Origin of the sequence: Thermoclostridium caenicola, from assembly GCF_900142095.1 — a bacterium.
Lineage (GTDB): Bacteria > Bacillota > Clostridia > DSM-8532 > DSM-8532 > Thermoclostridium_A > Thermoclostridium_A caenicola.
In genome coordinates this window covers 1-16,100 of the sequence record NZ_FQZP01000058.1, presented here as the reverse complement: position 1 = coordinate 16,100, position 16,100 = coordinate 1, and the positions used below count along the sequence as shown (strand labels likewise).

15 protein-coding genes are annotated in these 16,100 nt (G+C 51.4%); 14 read left to right on the top strand and 1 reads right to left on the bottom strand.

Features of this window, described 5'->3' with window-relative positions:
• Positions 1–65: 65 nt before the first annotated feature.
• The 13 genes from F3H12_RS11760 (at position 66) to F3H12_RS11700 (ending at position 14,209) form a co-directional block, all read left to right on the top strand.
• The gene (locus F3H12_RS11760) at positions 66–1,352 is read left to right on the top strand and encodes a tetratricopeptide repeat protein (protein WP_149679514.1); all 1,287 of its coding nucleotides are present in this window, start codon (positions 66–68) and stop codon (positions 1,350–1,352) included.
• A 78-nt stretch (positions 1,353–1,430) separates the two neighbouring features.
• On the top strand, positions 1,431–2,399 hold the full coding sequence (locus F3H12_RS11755) for an acetylxylan esterase (protein ID WP_149679513.1): 969 nt from the start codon (positions 1,431–1,433) through the stop codon (positions 2,397–2,399).
• A 296-nt stretch (positions 2,400–2,695) separates the two neighbouring features.
• The gene (rny, locus tag F3H12_RS11750) at positions 2,696–4,282 is read left to right on the top strand and encodes a ribonuclease Y (RefSeq protein ID WP_149679512.1); all 1,587 of its coding nucleotides are present in this window, start codon (positions 2,696–2,698) and stop codon (positions 4,280–4,282) included.
• Positions 4,283–4,390: 108 nt separating this feature from the next.
• The gene (locus F3H12_RS11745; RefSeq protein WP_149679511.1) at positions 4,391–5,176 is read left to right on the top strand and encodes a TIGR00282 family metallophosphoesterase; all 786 of its coding nucleotides are present in this window, start codon (positions 4,391–4,393) and stop codon (positions 5,174–5,176) included.
• 35 nt (positions 5,177–5,211) lie between these two features.
• Positions 5,212–5,475 carry a stage V sporulation protein S gene (locus tag F3H12_RS11740; protein WP_149679510.1) on the top strand — a complete coding sequence of 88 codons (264 nt, stop codon included), beginning with the start codon at positions 5,212–5,214 and terminating at the stop codon, positions 5,473–5,475.
• Positions 5,476–5,563: 88 nt separating this feature from the next.
• A complete protein-coding gene (locus tag F3H12_RS11735) occupies positions 5,564–7,300 on the top strand; it encodes a phospho-sugar mutase (protein ID WP_149679509.1) in 1,737 nt (578 codons plus the stop codon).
• Positions 7,301–7,478: 178 nt separating this feature from the next.
• The gene (locus F3H12_RS11730; RefSeq protein ID WP_243133280.1) at positions 7,479–8,534 is read left to right on the top strand and encodes an HD-GYP domain-containing protein; all 1,056 of its coding nucleotides are present in this window, start codon (positions 7,479–7,481) and stop codon (positions 8,532–8,534) included.
• Between the two features lie 27 nt (positions 8,535–8,561).
• On the top strand, positions 8,562–9,524 hold the full coding sequence (locus F3H12_RS11725; protein WP_149679507.1) for a 3'-5' exoribonuclease YhaM family protein: 963 nt from the start codon (positions 8,562–8,564) through the stop codon (positions 9,522–9,524).
• A gap of 182 nt (positions 9,525–9,706) precedes the next feature.
• Entirely contained in the window at positions 9,707–11,080 is a 1,374-nt protein-coding gene (locus F3H12_RS11720; RefSeq protein WP_149679506.1) for a PhoH family protein, read from the top strand.
• Between the two features lie 121 nt (positions 11,081–11,201).
• Positions 11,202–12,347 (top strand): hypothetical protein, encoded by a 1,146-nt coding sequence (locus F3H12_RS11715; RefSeq protein WP_149679505.1) that lies wholly within the window; start codon positions 11,202–11,204, stop codon positions 12,345–12,347.
• Positions 12,348–12,404: 57 nt separating this feature from the next.
• Entirely contained in the window at positions 12,405–12,842 is a 438-nt protein-coding gene (locus F3H12_RS11710; protein ID WP_149679504.1) for an NfeD family protein, read from the top strand.
• A gap of 15 nt (positions 12,843–12,857) precedes the next feature.
• The gene (locus F3H12_RS11705; protein WP_188118516.1) at positions 12,858–13,784 is read left to right on the top strand and encodes an SPFH domain-containing protein; all 927 of its coding nucleotides are present in this window, start codon (positions 12,858–12,860) and stop codon (positions 13,782–13,784) included.
• 230 nt (positions 13,785–14,014) lie between these two features.
• On the top strand, positions 14,015–14,209 hold the full coding sequence (locus F3H12_RS11700) for a hypothetical protein (RefSeq protein WP_149679502.1): 195 nt from the start codon (positions 14,015–14,017) through the stop codon (positions 14,207–14,209).
• Positions 14,210–14,219: 10 nt separating this feature from the next.
• Here F3H12_RS11700 and F3H12_RS11695 read toward each other — a convergent pair whose 3' ends face one another.
• Positions 14,220–15,344 (bottom strand): DUF3810 domain-containing protein, encoded by a 1,125-nt coding sequence (locus F3H12_RS11695; protein WP_188118515.1) that lies wholly within the window; start codon positions 15,342–15,344, stop codon positions 14,220–14,222.
• A gap of 207 nt (positions 15,345–15,551) precedes the next feature.
• Between F3H12_RS11695 and F3H12_RS11690 the strand changes: the two genes are divergently transcribed.
• Positions 15,552–15,932, top strand: a complete 381-nt coding sequence (locus F3H12_RS11690) for a hypothetical protein (RefSeq protein ID WP_149679500.1) — start codon at positions 15,552–15,554, stop codon at positions 15,930–15,932.
• The last annotated feature ends 168 nt before the right edge of the window (positions 15,933–16,100 follow it).

Here is a 16,100-nt window from a genome sequence, read left to right as displayed (position 1 = left end):
CTTTTTCTTCCGGTGTAAAATTTCTTCTCTTTTCCATAGTTCCATTCTAACTTATTTTGGCCGTTTTGTCTGTCTTAATTTCTGGTATCATTATACAATACGAGGAATCCTTCCAGTGGCACAGGAAAGCCCTGGACCTTCTTGCAAGCCCCAAAACCGGGGAAGCCGGCAAAGAGGCAGGGGAAGTAAAAGATGCGGCAAAGCCTATTCAGAACATGGACAGGCTCCGTGCCATGGTCCATTTCGGATGCGGCTTCAGCTGCTTTGCCTTAAAAAAATACGAGCTGGCCATTGTCCATTTTGAAAAGGCCCTGGAACATGCCAGGGATCTGAGGGAGGCCGCAGTCAATACCGCAAAGGCCTACCTGGCGCTGGAAAACCTTGAGGAAGCCGAAAAGTATATCCGCCAGGCCCTGGAGGATGAGGACGATACAAGGCTTCGCTATCTTATGGCCTGGATCTGCTTTGAAAAGAACCGGGATATGGAATGCAAATACCATCTTGAACGGATCGTTGAAAAGGACGACACGTTCGTGGAAGCCTGGGATCTGCTCGGTAAGGTCTGCCGGAAAACCGGCGACTGGAATGGGGCAGAAACCGCCTACCGGAAGCTGGCTCGAATCCAGCCTGCCGATGCCGAGACATACTACCGTCTGGGCGTGGCTCTCAGGCAGGAAGGAAAGACCGAGGAGGCCTTGTCCAACTTTAAGATGGCAGCCGATATCCATCCGAAACACAGCCGCGCCCTCTACAGCATGGCCTCCATCCTGGATGCCCAGGGTAAATCCGACAAGGCCATCGAATGCCTGACAAAATCCCTGGATGGGGATAAAAAGCTGGAGATGGCCTATAACCTGCTTGCGGAGATCTATATCTCCAGGGACAGGCTGTATGATGCGGTCCATGTCTATGAAGAGGCGGCAGCGGAGCATCCCGATTCCTATATCATCCACTATAACCTGGGCGTCACCCTGATGATGGTCAAGCATTACGAAGAAGCCGTACGAGCCTTCAGGCGGGCACAAAAGCTGACTTCCGACGATCCGGCCCTCTACTACAACTGGGCTACCGCCGCCATATCCCTCAAGAACTACAGCGAGGCCGCAAGGCTCTATAAGGAAGGGCTTCGTATCAAGCCGGACGATGATGAGTTCCTATACGGCCTTGCCCGCATTTCAGCCCTGTCGGGTGACGCAGACGCGGCCATCGCCTTTCTGACCCGCGCCATTGAAATGAATCCTGCGCTCAAGCTGCGGGCCAAGTCATCCCACGATTTTGCGTCCTTGAGGACGGTCAAGGCTTTCAGGGAGATTACCGACCTTCCCCTGAAGGAGGAGCGGCTGCAGGCCTGAGCGGTATGCTGCGGCAGGCAGGAAGTTGGGGAAGGCTGAAAATGAATTCTGAAGAATGACAAGGAGAGGAAGACTGCTATGCCCATGGTGGATATGCCCCTTGCGGAACTGAAGCAATACACCGGCATCAATCCCAGGCCGGATAATTTTGATGCTTTTTGGGATGAGGCCCTCGAAGAGATGAGGCGTACACCTCATCGGACAGAACTGATTCCGGCAAAGTTCCAGGCAGATTTTGCGGAATGTTTTGACCTGTACTTTGACGGTACCGGGGGATCCCGGATTCACGCCAAGTATTTAAGACCGGCAAACCGAAAAGGAAAATGTCCTGTTATTCTGCAGTTCCACGGATACTCGGCCGATTCGGGAGACTGGGTTGAGAAACTGGGTTATGTCGCTGCGGGCTTTTGCGTGGCGGCGCTGGACTGCCGCGGACAAGGCGGCCTGTCGGAAGACCTTGGCCCCACCAGGGGTACCACTTATAAATGTCATTTTATCAAGGGGCTTGACGGTGATCCGAAGGATTTGTTCTACAGGCATATGTTCCTGGATACCGCAAAGCTTGCCGACATCGTGCTGGGTTTCTCCGAAGTGGACGAGAACCGGGCGGGAGCCACCGGCGCCTCCCAGGGCGGTGCCCTGACCGTCGCATGTGCCGCCCTTGAGCCCAGGATCAAAAAGCTGGCCCCGGTATATCCCTTCCTGAGCGATTATAAAAGGGTATGGGAAATGGATCTGGCAAAAGACGCCTATGAAGAGCTGAGGTATTACTTCAGGCGCTTTGATCCGCTCCATGAAAGGGAGGATGAGATCTTTACCAGGCTCGGCTATATCGACATCCAGCACCTGGCGCCGCGGATCAGGGGAGAGACCCTGTGGGCCGTCGGGCTGATGGATACCGTGTGCCCGCCGTCCACCCAGTTTGCCGCCTACAACAAGATTCCGGGAAAGAAGGAGATGCTGATCTACCCGGATTACGGCCATGAACATATCAAGGGGCTGGCAGATAAAATCTTTACCTTCTTCATGGGTCTGAGCGATCGGTAAGGTTATACAAAAAAGTTCTGCTTTCTTGACACTCAATTTAAAAATGTATACAATGATTCCATAATGGCACTCAATATAAACTGTTGAGCTGTCATTTCCATGATCCTTTCTGCAGGGTTTTACATGAAAGCAAAGCCAGCTTTTCTTTCATGCTGCAACATCCTTGGATGTTGCAGTTTTGCAGAATATCGGTTTCACCAATGCCTCGTCCCAATCGCTTAATTCAGCCGGTTTTCCTGACAGGCAGCAGGACGGGCGGCGTGAAATCATGTTTGCATGATTGACGACGAATTCTGATGGAGAAAACAAAAGCAAAGGAGGTGAGTGAGATAGAATTTGCAATAGGTCTGGTCATAGGTATCATCATTGCGGTAATTGGATCAGTGATATCCTTCCGAAAGGGGATTGAACATAGAAAACGCGTGGCTGAGGCGGAAATCGAAAGCGCCGAGAAAGAAAGCCAGCGTTTGATAAGCGAAGCTGAGAAGATAGCAGAGAGGAAAAAGCGTGAGGCTCTGATCGAAGCTCGCGAAGAGATCCACAAAAGCAGAGTTGAACTGGAGAGGGAAGTGAGGGAGCGCAGGTCCGAGATTCAGAGGACTGAAAGGCGTCTCCAGCAAAAGGATGAAACCCTCGAAAAGAAGATGGATGCTCTCGAGAAAAAGGATGAAGCGCTGAACAGGCAGATCCATGAGATTGAAGCCAGGAAAGCGGAAATCGAAGAGCTCTATCAAAAACAGATAGAAAAGCTTGAGAGTCTCTCAGGCTTGACGGTGGAGGAAGCCAAGCAGTACCTGTTGAGCAGCATTGAAAGCGAAGTCAAGCATGAAGCAGCCATCATGGTCAAGGAGATCATCGAGCGCTCCAAGGAGGAAGCCGAGAGGAAATCCAAGGAAGTTCTGGCCTGTGCCATCCAGAGATGTGCTGCCGACCATGCTTCAGAGATAACCGTCTCTGTAGTGGCTTTGCCCAACGATGAGATGAAGGGTAGGATCATAGGCCGCGAAGGCAGAAACATCAGAACCCTTGAAACGCTTACAGGTATAGACCTGATCATTGACGATACCCCGGAAGCAGTTATTTTGTCCGGGTTTGATCCCATCCGCAGAGAAATTGCGAGGATTGCCCTTGAAAAGCTGATCATCGACGGAAGAATCCATCCGGCCCGCATCGAGGAAATGGTCGAGAAGGCCCGGAAGGAAGTTGAGAATACCATCCGCGAGGAGGGCGAGCGCGCAACCTTCGAAACCGGTGTTCTTGGATTGAATCCGGAACTGATTAAGCTCCTGGGAAAACTGAAGTATCGTACCAGCTATGGTCAGAATGTGCTGCAGCACTCCATTGAAGTTGCGCATCTGGCAGGCCTTATGGCAGCTGAACTTGGAGAGGATGTGGCACTCGCAAAACGTGCCGGCCTTCTGCATGACATAGGAAAAGCAATTGACCACGAGGTTGAAGGGACGCATGTGACCATCGGCGCCGATCTTTGCAGGAAGTACAAGGAGTCCGAGGAAGTTGTCCATGCGGTCATGGCGCACCATGGCGATATTGAAGCCGCATCCATTATAGCCGTTCTGGTTCAGGCCGCAGATGCGGTATCCGGGGCAAGACCCGGAGCACGAAGGGAAACGCTGGAAACCTATGTAAAACGCTTGCAGAAGTTGGAAGAAATTGCTAATTCCTTCCCGGAAGTCGATAAGTCCTATGCGATACAAGCCGGAAGGGAAATAAGGATTATGGTCAAACCAGAAATGGTTAACGATGATGGTATGATTATGGTCGCAAGAGACATCGTGAAGAAAATTGAAAGTGAAATGGACTATCCGGGTCAGATCAAGGTACATGTCATCAGGGAAACCCGGGCAGTTGAATATGCAAAATAAGTATATGTCAGGAAGCGTGAAAACGCTTCCTGACTTTTGATTCCATTTTGCTTAAGGTGTTTGGCGAAGGCTTGCCAAACACCTTGCATGCCAGAAAGGAAGAAATCGTTGAAAGTCCTGTTTGTAGGTGACATCTTTGGTGAAGTGGGACGGAAAGCGCTTAGAATACAGGTTGAAAAGATCAGGGAGCAGGAAAAGCCTGATTTTGTCATCGTCAATGGCGAGAATGCGGCAGGCGGCAGGGGTATAAGCTACAACACTGCGCAGGATATCCTGTCCTGCGGGGTTGATGCCATAACCATGGGCAACCATACCTGGGCGCGCAAGGAGGTTATGAGCATTATTGACTCGGGGATGAAGATCATCCGTCCGGCCAACTACCCCAAGGGTGTTCCGGGCAAGGGCAGGATCATCCTGGAGAACAACGGCCTGAGGCTGGGGCTTATCAACCTGCTGGGACGCGTTTATATGGACAACCATGTGGATTGCCCGTTTCAGGCTGCCGACAGGGAGGTACAAAACCTGAAGGGGCAGGTTGATGCCATCCTGGTCGATTTCCATGCGGAGGCAACCAGTGAGAAGATAGCCCTGGGCCATTACCTGGACGGGCGAGTGGAGTGTGTTGTGGGGACACATACCCATGTCCAGACAGCGGATGAGCGTATTCTTCAAAACGGGACCGCCTATATCACCGACGTGGGGTTTACCGGACCCGCCGATGGGGTTATCGGGGTGAACAAGGAGCAGATCATCCGGAAGTTTGTATCCGGCCTGCCTTCGCAATTTGAGCCCGCATCCGGAAGAGCCTTATTCAATGCCGTCATGGTCACGATTGATCCAAAGAATAGAAAAGCAACAGATATACAGAGAATTGCAGGTTTTGTCAAGCTATGAATCGCAATGATTAATTTGTGGAGGTTGATCAACAGATGGACATTTTGAAAGTCTCTTCAAAATCAAATCCCAATTCGGTGGCCGGCGCCATTGCGGGGATGGTCAGGGAGAAAGGTATCGCCGAGGTCCAGTCCATTGGGGCCGGGGCATTGAACCAGGCGGTAAAGGCTGTCGCCATTGCGAGGGGATTTCTTGCGCCTTTGGGTATTGAGCTGGTGTGCATTCCCGCCTTTTCAGAGATCATTGTGGATGGGGAAGAACGCACGGCCATGAAGCTTATCGTTACGCCGAGAAGATAGAAACGCGGTAGAATGGATGAGCCTTCAGGCGTCATGCCGGCCGAGGGAGGCTTATCCTGTAAAATACAGTCTGAAAAGGAGCAAGAGTATGAATTACAGAGAGAACTACAATTATTGGCTGAGCAATCCGTACTTTGATGAAGAAACAAAAAAAGAGCTTTTAGATATCAGTGGCAACGAAAAAGAGATAGAAGACAGGTTTTACAGGGAGCTTGAATTCGGCACGGGCGGCATGCGCGGACTTATTGGTGCCGGAACCAACCGCATCAACAGGTATATGGTCAGAAAGGCGGCCCAGGGTCTTGCCAATACCATTCTGAAGCGCCCGGGCGAAAAGGAGAAGGGTATCGTTATCGCCCATGATTCCCGCCGGTTCTCCAGGGAGTTTGCGCTGGAATCCGCCCTGGTGTTTGCCGCAAACGGGATCAAAGCCTATCTGTTCGACAGCCTGCGCCCGACACCCGAGCTTTCCTTCGCTGTGAGGCATCTGGGCTGTGCCGCGGGTGTGGTCATCACCGCCAGCCATAACCCCAAGGAATACAACGGGTTCAAGGCTTACGGCAGCGATGGCGGTCAGCTTCCGCCCAAGGAATCCGACGAGGTGATCCGGGAAGTTAACGCCATCACTGATATCGCCTCCATTCCCATCATGAGCGAGAAAGAAGCCAGGGATAAAGGGCTTCTGTGCATCATCGGAAAAGAAGTGGACGATGCCTATATCGAGGCACTCAAGAAGGTCAGCGTCAATCCGGAAATTTGCCGCCAGGTCGGAAAGACGGCCAAACTGATCTATACACCCCTTCACGGTACGGGAAATGTCCCGGTTATGAGGATCCTGAAGGAGATCGGATTCGAACAGGTTATGGTTGTCAAAGAACAGCAGGATCCCGATCCCGAATTCTCCACCGTGAAGTATCCCAATCCTGAGGAAAAGTCCGCTTTCAACCTTGCTATGGAAATGGCAGCCAAGGAGGATGTGGACCTGATCATCGGAACCGATCCGGACGCGGACAGGGCAGGCATTGTGGTCAGAAACGCGCAGGGCGAGTATGTGACGCTTACGGGTAACCAGACCGGATGCCTGCTGCTTGAGTATATTCTTTCACAGAAGAAGCAGCGGAACGAACTTCCCGAAAACGCGTTCGCGGCAACGACCATTGTTTCCAGCGATCTGGCCGAAAGAATATGCCGCCATTACAGCGTGGAACTGGTGACAGTCCTCACCGGTTTCAAGTTCATCGGCGAGCAAATCCGGCTTCTGGATGATACGGGCAAAAAGAGATTTATGTTTGGGTTTGAGGAAAGCTATGGCTATCTGGCAGGAACCCATGCCAGGGATAAGGATGCAGTTGTGGCTTCCATGCTGATCGCTGAGATGTTTGCCTGGTATAAGTCAAGGGGCATGACGCTCTACGACGGTCTCATGGAGATCTTCAACAAGTACGGCTATTTCAGGGAAGATATAGACACCTTCACCCTGCAGGGCAAGGAAGGCGCCGAAAAGATCCAGGCAGCCATGGCAACCCTGAGGGAGAAGATGCCCGCTTCCTTCGGAAAGTCCAGGGTGACGGCCATCAGGGATTATCAGAACCGGATCAGGAAGGACATGGAGACCGGGGAGACCCAGGCGCTGACTCTGCCCAAGTCAAATGTGCTCTATTTTGAAATGGGTCCCGATGCCTGGTTCTGCATCAGGCCTTCGGGAACGGAGCCCAAGATCAAGATTTATTACGGCGTTTCGGCCGGTTCGGACTCTGATGTGCAGGAAAAACTGGCCGGTCTGAAGCAGGACGTGCTGGAAGTCATCAAGCCGCTGCTGGATTAATCCGGGTGAAGACCTGCGGTAATATGATATCATGCTATGCAAACGATGGGATGGTGGCAGTAAAAGGGAATATTTTTCTGCCGCCTCCTGTTTATTTGAAGCAGCATTTGGTAAATACAGATCAGCGGCGATTTTGATTTGATATGTTAGAATTTCAGGAGGGCTCGTATTGAGAAGGGTGCGTCTGGAGAAAGCTCAGACCGGTGTGGTTGTCGCGCGCGCCATACATACGTTGGATGGCGTTATTTTGCTGCCCGCCGGTACCAGGCTGACCCAGGAGCATAAGGAAAAACTGAGGAACCACGGAATAACAGAAATCTTTATAGATGATCCCTATTCAGAAGGCCTGTCCATTCCTGAGCTCATCAAGGAAGAAGTGATCACCGATGTCAAGGCTCAGGTGAAGCAGCTGATGACATCCCCCTCGGTCAAGGTATCGGTGGATGAAAAAAAGGTTGGCCAAATCGTTGAAACCCTCATTTCGAAAATTCTTGAAAACGACAATATTGTCGCTACCCTGGGCGATGTGCGATCCATTGATGAGTATACATTCTCCCACAGCGTCAATGTCTGTGTCATTAGCCTGGTAACCGGAATCGGCATCGGACTGAAGGACGACGACCTGCGGGAACTGGGGACAGGCGCTTTGCTCCACGATATCGGGAAACTCATGGTGGATGAAGCTATCCTGAATAAGCCCACCACCCTTTTGAGTACGGAGTACGAGGAGGTCAAAAAGCATACCCGGTACGGTTATGATCTCCTGAGGGATTCAGGGAATTTCAGCAAGATGGTCTGCGAAATTGCCTTGTCCCATCATGAGCGGCTGGATGGAAGCGGCTATCCGCAGAAGCTCAGGAGCAGCGACATACAGCTTCCTGCAAGGATTGTGGCCATAGCCGATGTTTACGATGCCCTCACGACCGATCGGGTTTACAGGAAGAAGATGATGCCCCATGATGTGCTGGACTACATGCTGTCCCTCGGTGGCAAGCATTTTGACAAAAACCTGCTGGATGCCTTTGTCCGGCACATTGCCTATTATCCCGTCGGCACTGCGGTGATCCTCAACTCCGGGGAAAAAGGGCTTGTTTCTGAGTACAACCCCTATTTCCCCAACAGGCCGGTGGTGCGTGTGGTTATCGATGAAAACGGTCATTCCCTGAAGAGCTACAGGGAAGTGGATCTGTCCCAGAAGCTGGAATACCGCGTGGTGGCGATATGGGATATCTAATCCGGCGAAGATGCATGGAGGAAGGCTATGAAATTTGAAGGAACCAGGATTTCGGACTTAAAAGCGGGAGAAACCATCAGCGGCCTCTACATATTAAGGAGCGCGGAGCTCAAAGTCTCTTCCAATAAAAAAACCTATATCGACCTGGTCCTTTCCGACAGTACGGGCGAGATACCCGCCAAATGGTGGGATACGGGTGAGGACCAGTTTAATGCACTGGTCCCCAACAAGCTTTTCCATGTCAGTGCCAGGGTCGATCTGTGGCGGGATGCGCCGCAACTGAACATCTCTATGATGCGAATCGCCGGGGAAGAAGAGCAAAAGCGCATTTCTGAATTTGTCCAGTCAGCTCCGTGGCAGCCGGAGAAGATGCTGGAAGCGGTTTATGCCTATACGGCAAAAATCAGGTCCCCCGAAATCCGCAATATCGTCATGGCCATGCTGGACAGGAAAGAAGATAAGCTGATATTCTGGCCTGCGGCAAAGTCCCTGCACCATTCGGTGAGAAGCGGGCTTTTATACCATATCCTGAGGATGCTCCAGTGTGCAGAGGCCTTAAGCCGCGTTTACGACGGCATCAATACCGATCTCCTCTTTGCGGGGGTTATCATTCACGACCTGTCCAAAATCGGCGAGCTTTCCGCCAATGAACTGGGCATGGCCGAATACACCAAGGAAGGGCAACTTCTCGGCCATATTGTCATGGGGGTTGAGGAGGTCGACAGGATCGGCAGGGAAACCGGCGCGTCGGAAGAGGTTATCCTGCTCCTGAAACATATGATTATCAGCCACCATTACGAGGCGGAATACGGCAGCCCGAAAAAGCCTGCCTTCCTTGAGGCCGAGCTTTTGCACCATATCGATATGATCGATGCCAGGGTTTACGATTATCAGAATGCCACCAGGAACCTTGATCCCGGAAGCTTTTCCGATCCGGTCTGGTCCCTTGATAAGCGGTGCATCTACAAGCCCATGCTGAAGGAGACCTGATCCTGCGCCTTTCCGGCTGCGGCATGTCCGGTATACCCATGGGCGCGGAAAACATATCCTGTATCAGAGATATGATGATGCGGTGTGGGTGTGCGGTTTCCAGGTAGCGCCTTACTACAGGCCGGAAATACACGGACGGGAGGAAACTGACCCAATCGACCAAAGAAAGGTTAGATGGCATTATGGTAAAGAACTATATCCTCGACACCAATGTGATCATTCATGATCCCACCTGTTTTTACAAGTTTGAAGACAATAACGTGATCATTCCCATCGTTGCCATAGAGGAACTGGACAATCTCAAGCACCGGGAGGGCATGGTTGGCTATCATGCCAGGCTGGCGGCAAGGGAACTCAACCAGCTCAGGCAGTTGGGCAACCTGGAAAAAGGGGTTGTGCTGGAAAACGGGGGAACGCTCAGGATAGAGCTGAATCATATGGATATGTCCTGCATACCTGAAGGTATTGATATCCACAGGAATGACACCCGCATCCTGGCCATGACCAAGAACCTCCAGCAGGAATACAGGGACATACCCACCATCCTGGTCACCAAGGATGTTTACATGGCCATCAAGGCTGATTCCTTCGGTATCGAGGCACAGGACTATATCAATGATAAGATTACCACGGAGCAGGTCTACACGGGCTATCGCCAGATAGCGCTTCCATCCGACAAGATCAACCAGATATTCAAGGGCGGGCTGCCCATAGAGGCATGCGGCCTGGAGGATACGATTTATCCCAACGAGTTTCTGCATATCACCAGCACCACGGACGATAACCATGAGGTTCTTGCCCGCTTTGACGGTTCCCTTGTGGTTCCGCTCAAATATCTCAGGCACAACGCCTGGGGGCTGACGCCCATCAACAGGGAGCAGAAGATGGCTTTTGAATTGCTTATGGATTCAAGCATCCCTTTTGTGACCATCACGGGAGGGGCCGGTTCAGGGAAAACCATTCTGGCTACCGCTGTAGCCCTGGAAAAGGTGATCGAGCAGGGCGAATTCAACAAGATTGTTTTTGTCAGGCCGACCATTGCCGCCGGCAATGATATCGGTTATCTGCCGGGAACCGAGGAAGAAAAGCTGCGCCCCTGGATGGGAAGCTTCTACGACGCCATCGAAAACCTGATGAACAGCCGGCGCGCATCCAGGGAAGAAACCCCTAAATCGGGCAAATACCAGCCGGGCAAGCCTGACTTTACGGTGGACAACTTCATTGAAACCTACAGGCAGAAGGGGATCATCGAAACGAAGACCTTTACATACATGCGGGGAAGAACCTTGAGCAACGCCTTTGTCATCGTGGATGAAGCCCAGGAGCTTACCCCGCATCTGGCCAAGCTCATGCTGACGCGGGCCGGATTCGGCTCCAAGTTTGTCTTCATCGGGGATCCCACCGATAACCAGATCGACAACGTGCTGGTGGATGCCCGATCCAACGGTCTGGTCTATACTGTTGAAAAGATGAAGCCGTTCAACCTTTCGGGGCATGTGTCTCTGAAACATGTGGAAAGAAGTCCTTTGGCCAGCCTGGCTGAACGGTATATGTAGGATTCGTACGGCGGCCTGGCTATCTTCCCCATGTTGCGAGGATTGGCCGCCGATGATATACTGATGCTATATTCCATATTGACATACCTATTTTCCTGCTGAGACTCGAGGTGTTTTGCAATTGGTACAGATCGTAAAGGTTGAGACAAAGAAACAGCTCCATGATTTCATCATGTTCCCGTTCGGGCTCTACAAGGATAATCCCTATTGGGTGCCTCCTCTGATTGCCGACGAAAAATTCACCCTGAGCAAAGATAAGAACCCTGCTTTTGAGAACAGCGAAGCCGAGTATTGGCTCGCATACAAGGACGGCAAGCTTGCCGGCCGCATCGCAGGCATCGTCAGCCACAGCTATATCAAAAAATGGGGCAATCCCTATGCCCGGTTCGGCTGGGTGGATTTCATCGATGACCTGGAAGTCTCGAAGGCCCTGTTTGATACCGTTGAAAACTGGGCCAGGGAAAAGGGGCTCAAGGCTGTTCACGGGCCTCTGGGCTTTACCGATCTGGATAAGGAAGGCATGCTGGTGGAAGGTTTCGATGAAATGGGAACCTTTGTCACTATCTATAACTATCCCTATTATGTAAAGCATCTTGAAGCCCATGGCTATGTCAAGGATGCGGATTGGATCGAATTTGACCTGAAGATGCCGGGCCCCGAGGTTGTCAAGAAGGTGGAGGAACTGGCAAAGCGGGCTATGGAAAAATACCGGCTCCGGGTCGTCCCGCTGAAAAAGCCCAAGGATGTCCTGCCATATGCCAAGAGCGTCTTTGACATGATCAATGTGGCCTATGAGCATCTTTATGGTACTGTGCCCTTAAGCGAAAAGCAGATAGAATGCTATATCAAGCAATACTTTTCCTTCCTGAACACCGATTATGTCTGCCTGATCGTGGATGAGCAGAATCAGCTGGCCGGCTTTGGCATCATGTTCCCGTCCCTGACCAGGGCGGCGCAGAAAGCGAGAGGCAGGCTGTTCCCCTTTGGCTTTATCCATTTCCTGCAGGCTATCCGAAAGAACGACACGCTGGATCTCTATCTGATTGCCATCAGGCCGGAGCTTCGCTCAAAGGGCGTTCCCTATGTCCTGATCAGCGAACTGACCAAAACGGCGATAAAGAACGGTGTGGTTCGCGGCATCGCATCCCCGGAGCTTGAAACCAACCATGCGGTTCACTCCATGTGGCGCAATTTTGAAACGCGCATCCACAGGAGAAGGCGTTGCTTCATCAAGAAATTGGAGGACGAGCCCGGCAATCATTCATGATTGGCCAGGAATTTGCCTATAAATAATCATGTAACAATAAAGCCAGGAGGTTTTGCCATGGAGGGTACTCCGATCTATGTCTGGCTTGGCCTGATTATTGTTCTGACCATCATCGAGGCTGCCACCGTCAGCCTTACCACCATATGGTTTGCAGCAGGCTCGTTGTTGGCCTTCTTCGTGGCCCTGCTCGGCCTTCCCCTGGGTGTCCAGATTGCGGTGTTCCTTGTTTCTTCCACATTGCTCATCATCTTCACCCGGCCTATCGCGTTAAAGTACCTGAAGGTGGGAAGGGAAAGGACGAATGTGGAAAGCCTAATCGGGGAAACCGGGCTTGTGGTGACGGATATCGTTCCGCATTCAACCGGGCAGGTCAAGGTGAAAGGCCAGATCTGGACCGCTGTCAGCAAGAACGGTGAGCCGATACGCAAGGACTCCGAGGTCATCATCGACTCCATTGAGGGCGTTAAGCTGATCGTTGTGCATAAAAACCCTTGAACGGAGGTTTTGCAAATGGAAATAGTGATTTATATCCTGATCGCCTTGATCCTCTTGGTGATAATCAGCAATATCAAGGTGGTCCCTCAGGCGCATGCCTATGTCATCGAGCGGCTGGGCGCGTATCTGACCACATGGTCGGTAGGCCTGCATATCAAGGTGCCGCTCATTGACAAAGTGGCAAACAGGGTTTCCCTGAAGGAAAAGGTGCTGGATTTCGCTCCCCAGCCGGTGATCACCAAGGACAACGTCACCATGCAGATCGATACAGTCGTCTATTATCAGATCACCGACCCCAAGCTTTATACCTACGGTGTAGAGCGTCCGCTTCTGGCTATTGAAACCCTTACGGCTACCACGCTCAGAAATATCATCGGCGAACTGGAGCTGGACCAGACCCTTACATCCCGTGATATTATCAACGGTAAGATGCGCGCCATACTGGATGAAGCCACCGATCCCTGGGGGATCAAAATCAACCGCGTGGAAGTGAAGAACATCATTCCTCCGGCCGATATACAGGCAGCCATGGAAAAACAGATGCGCGCCGAAAGGGAAAGGCGTGAGGCCATCCTCAAGGCCGAGGGCGAGAAGACAGCGGCCATCCTGGTGGCAGAAGGCAAGAAGGCTTCAGCGATCCTTGAAGCCGAGGCGGAAAAGCAGGCGGCTATCCTGCGGGCTGAGGCCAAAAAGGAGGCGGCCATCAGGGAAGCCGAAGGTGAAGCTCAGGCCATCCTGAATATCCAGAGCGCCACAGCCCAGGGACTGAAAATGATCAAGGATGTTGGCGCCACCAGGGAAGTCATTGCCATCCGGAGCCTGGAGGCCTTCGAGAAGGCAGCGGACGGCAAAGCCACCAAGATCATCATCCCTTCCGAGATTCAGAACATGGCAGCCCTTGTGACATCCATCAAGGAGCTTGCCAGGAACGAAGAGGCTTAATCCGCCGCATCATGGCCGGTACATGACGCGGCAAATAAGAATACGGGATATCCTTATGCTATTACGTAAAGAGGTCATGACAACCGGATTGCTACTGCTCCCGGTTGGATGGCCTTTTTTCATGTCACCGAGGGAAGTTTGCGGATTAACCCGTGCCGGGGGCATAAACCTGGCCGGCGGGAATAGAATGATACCGGGAAAGGCTGATTTGATGCGGGGATGTCTGGGTTATGGCAGCATGTCGCCTTTGCGGTCGGGAGATGGGAAGTATTCCTCAGGAACATGTGTGCAGGGAAAAATACTCCCGTGAAATATGTCCGGGAAAATACCAATGCATGATATGCGGAAACATCCAGGATTATGCCGGTCCGTGTGCCCATTGCGGCATGCCGCTGGAAAATCCGGAGCCTGTGAGGACCGGCTGAACCCATGGCACTAATACTGGTACTTGCTGGCCAGCATTTTCCGACGCTCGGCCAGCAGCAGATCCACCATCCTGCCGTAGCTTTGAACGCCGTCGGTTTGTCCGTTCAGTTTCAGGTAGGTATCGTTCATCTGGTTGGCGATCTTTTTGGCCGTACCCTGGAACTGCTTCCAATAGGTCTGCTGGTTCCGGAAATCGTTATAGACATCGGTGCTGTAGGTCTTTGCCAGTTCAAAATACTTGTCCGGATCGACGGAATAAAGCGCATTCATGGCATACTGAAGGGCCAGCACCGAACCCGAATATCGGAAAGCGGGATCCGGATGGGACATGCAGACCAGCCAGGAGATGTAGTTGGCTTCATCCTCGCGGGCAAAACCGTGCTGATGGGCCATTTCGTGCATAACGGTGGACGGGATTTCCATTTCGGGGATATCCGTGTCAATGTTCGCTTCGCCTGTGAGCACGCAGTACAGGCCAATGATGTTGGTATGGGACATCACCCGTGAAAACAGGACCCGCTTGGGTTTTCCGTATTTGCCCTGCAAAAAGGGGTATTCCCTGGCTGCGACGTCATAGCCGAGCTGGGCCCTGGTGCGAACCCATTCAAAGCCTCCCGGCAGTTTCATGATTCCGTTTTCGTCTTCCTCGACTTCTTCCCTGAGCTTGTTGGTATTCTCAATGAGCCATTGGCAGAGTTCCGCCAGTTCATCAACGCTGGAGGGTCTCACGTCAAGCCCTGCCAGCTCAGCGAACGGTTTTCTTTCATAATTCAGGTTCCACAGGACGGTGGAGAGAAAGAACCAGATGGAAAAGAGCATGGCGGCGAAAGCCAGGAGGCGTAATCCGGGAAGGAAACTCCTGGTCTTAATGCACCGGATGACCGTCCGGACAAGGATCACCGGAACGAGGATCACCAATGCGATTAAGGAAAGCTCCCAGAACGACAGGGGAATGATGCCTGTCAGGTTGCTGACAGGTTGCATGACGATCGGGTAAATGCTCTGGGAATAGAGGCTTTCTACCGTAGAAGGATTCTGACCGGCAAGCCACCTGATAAGGATGCTGAGCGGAATCAGGGCAAGCCAGGCAAATCTCAGGATAATACGCTTGATAGCATAGTTTTTTCCGTTCATGCGCTCCTCCCAAGCAATCGGTTGCATGACTTATTATATTACAATTCTTCATTTATAATAGACGACATTTGACACGAATTGCGCCGGTATAGGAAGCCGCAGCCCGTCATAATTCACAATAGGCCTGAATTATTGTTCTGAATATGGATAATACCGGAAATATCATGTATAATGATACAGACACAAAACATTCAGGAGGGAATTGCTGTGTTTGAAAATGTTTGTACAGAGCTCAGAAAGTATTTGGAGACCAAGCCGGTCTTTCCGGTATTGCTGGGATTTGGTCATATCATCCTGTATGTAACGGTAGGTTTTTTCTTTATCAATGCTTTTACCTACCTTGGCAATCTTGTTGTTTCTTTGCTTTTCTATGCTTTCATGGTCAGTGTTGTGCTTTGCGTGGCCAATAAGAATTTTCAAGCCTTGATGATAGGTTTTGGTGTTCGCGTCATCATATGCCTTATCAATCTTTTCCAGGGATTTTTCTTTGAATATGGTTTCTTAATGGACTGGAGCGCGCTCTTTGGCATCCTGGTTTACGGATTTTTTGCCTATGAGGCTTATAAAAAGACGCTCAAGAAAGCATAGATACATATGAAATGAAAAGTCGATATGCAAAGGAGCCCGTGGGGCTCCTTTTTGCATGCAGGTCATTATTTTCGGTTCTATAATAAATGTTGGGGTGCCGAAGGGAAATAACTTCGGTGCTCCAACATTTTTTGCAAAAAAGAGAGCATGGAGTTGAAATCTCAAGTA

Excerpts from the sequence above, each read along its gene's own strand:
- F3H12_RS11735 (WP_149679509.1), top strand. The coding sequence starts at position 5,564 with ATGAATTACAGAGAGAACTACAATTATTGGCTGAGCAATCCGTACTTT.
- F3H12_RS11755 (WP_149679513.1), top strand. The coding sequence starts at position 1,431 with ATGCCCATGGTGGATATGCCCCTTGCGGAACTGAAGCAATACACCGGC.
- rny (WP_149679512.1), top strand. The coding sequence starts at position 2,696 with ATGGAGAAAACAAAAGCAAAGGAGGTGAGTGAGATAGAATTTGCAATA.
- F3H12_RS11695 (WP_188118515.1), bottom strand. The coding sequence starts at position 15,344 with ATGAACGGAAAAAACTATGCTATCAAGCGTATTATCCTGAGATTTGCC.
- F3H12_RS11740 (WP_149679510.1), top strand. The coding sequence starts at position 5,212 with ATGGACATTTTGAAAGTCTCTTCAAAATCAAATCCCAATTCGGTGGCC.
- F3H12_RS11710 (WP_149679504.1), top strand. The coding sequence starts at position 12,405 with ATGGAGGGTACTCCGATCTATGTCTGGCTTGGCCTGATTATTGTTCTG.
- F3H12_RS11705 (WP_188118516.1), top strand. The coding sequence starts at position 12,858 with ATGGAAATAGTGATTTATATCCTGATCGCCTTGATCCTCTTGGTGATA.
- F3H12_RS11725 (WP_149679507.1), top strand. The coding sequence starts at position 8,562 with ATGAAATTTGAAGGAACCAGGATTTCGGACTTAAAAGCGGGAGAAACC.
- F3H12_RS11720 (WP_149679506.1), top strand. The coding sequence starts at position 9,707 with ATGGTAAAGAACTATATCCTCGACACCAATGTGATCATTCATGATCCC.
- F3H12_RS11700 (WP_149679502.1), top strand. The coding sequence starts at position 14,015 with ATGGCAGCATGTCGCCTTTGCGGTCGGGAGATGGGAAGTATTCCTCAG.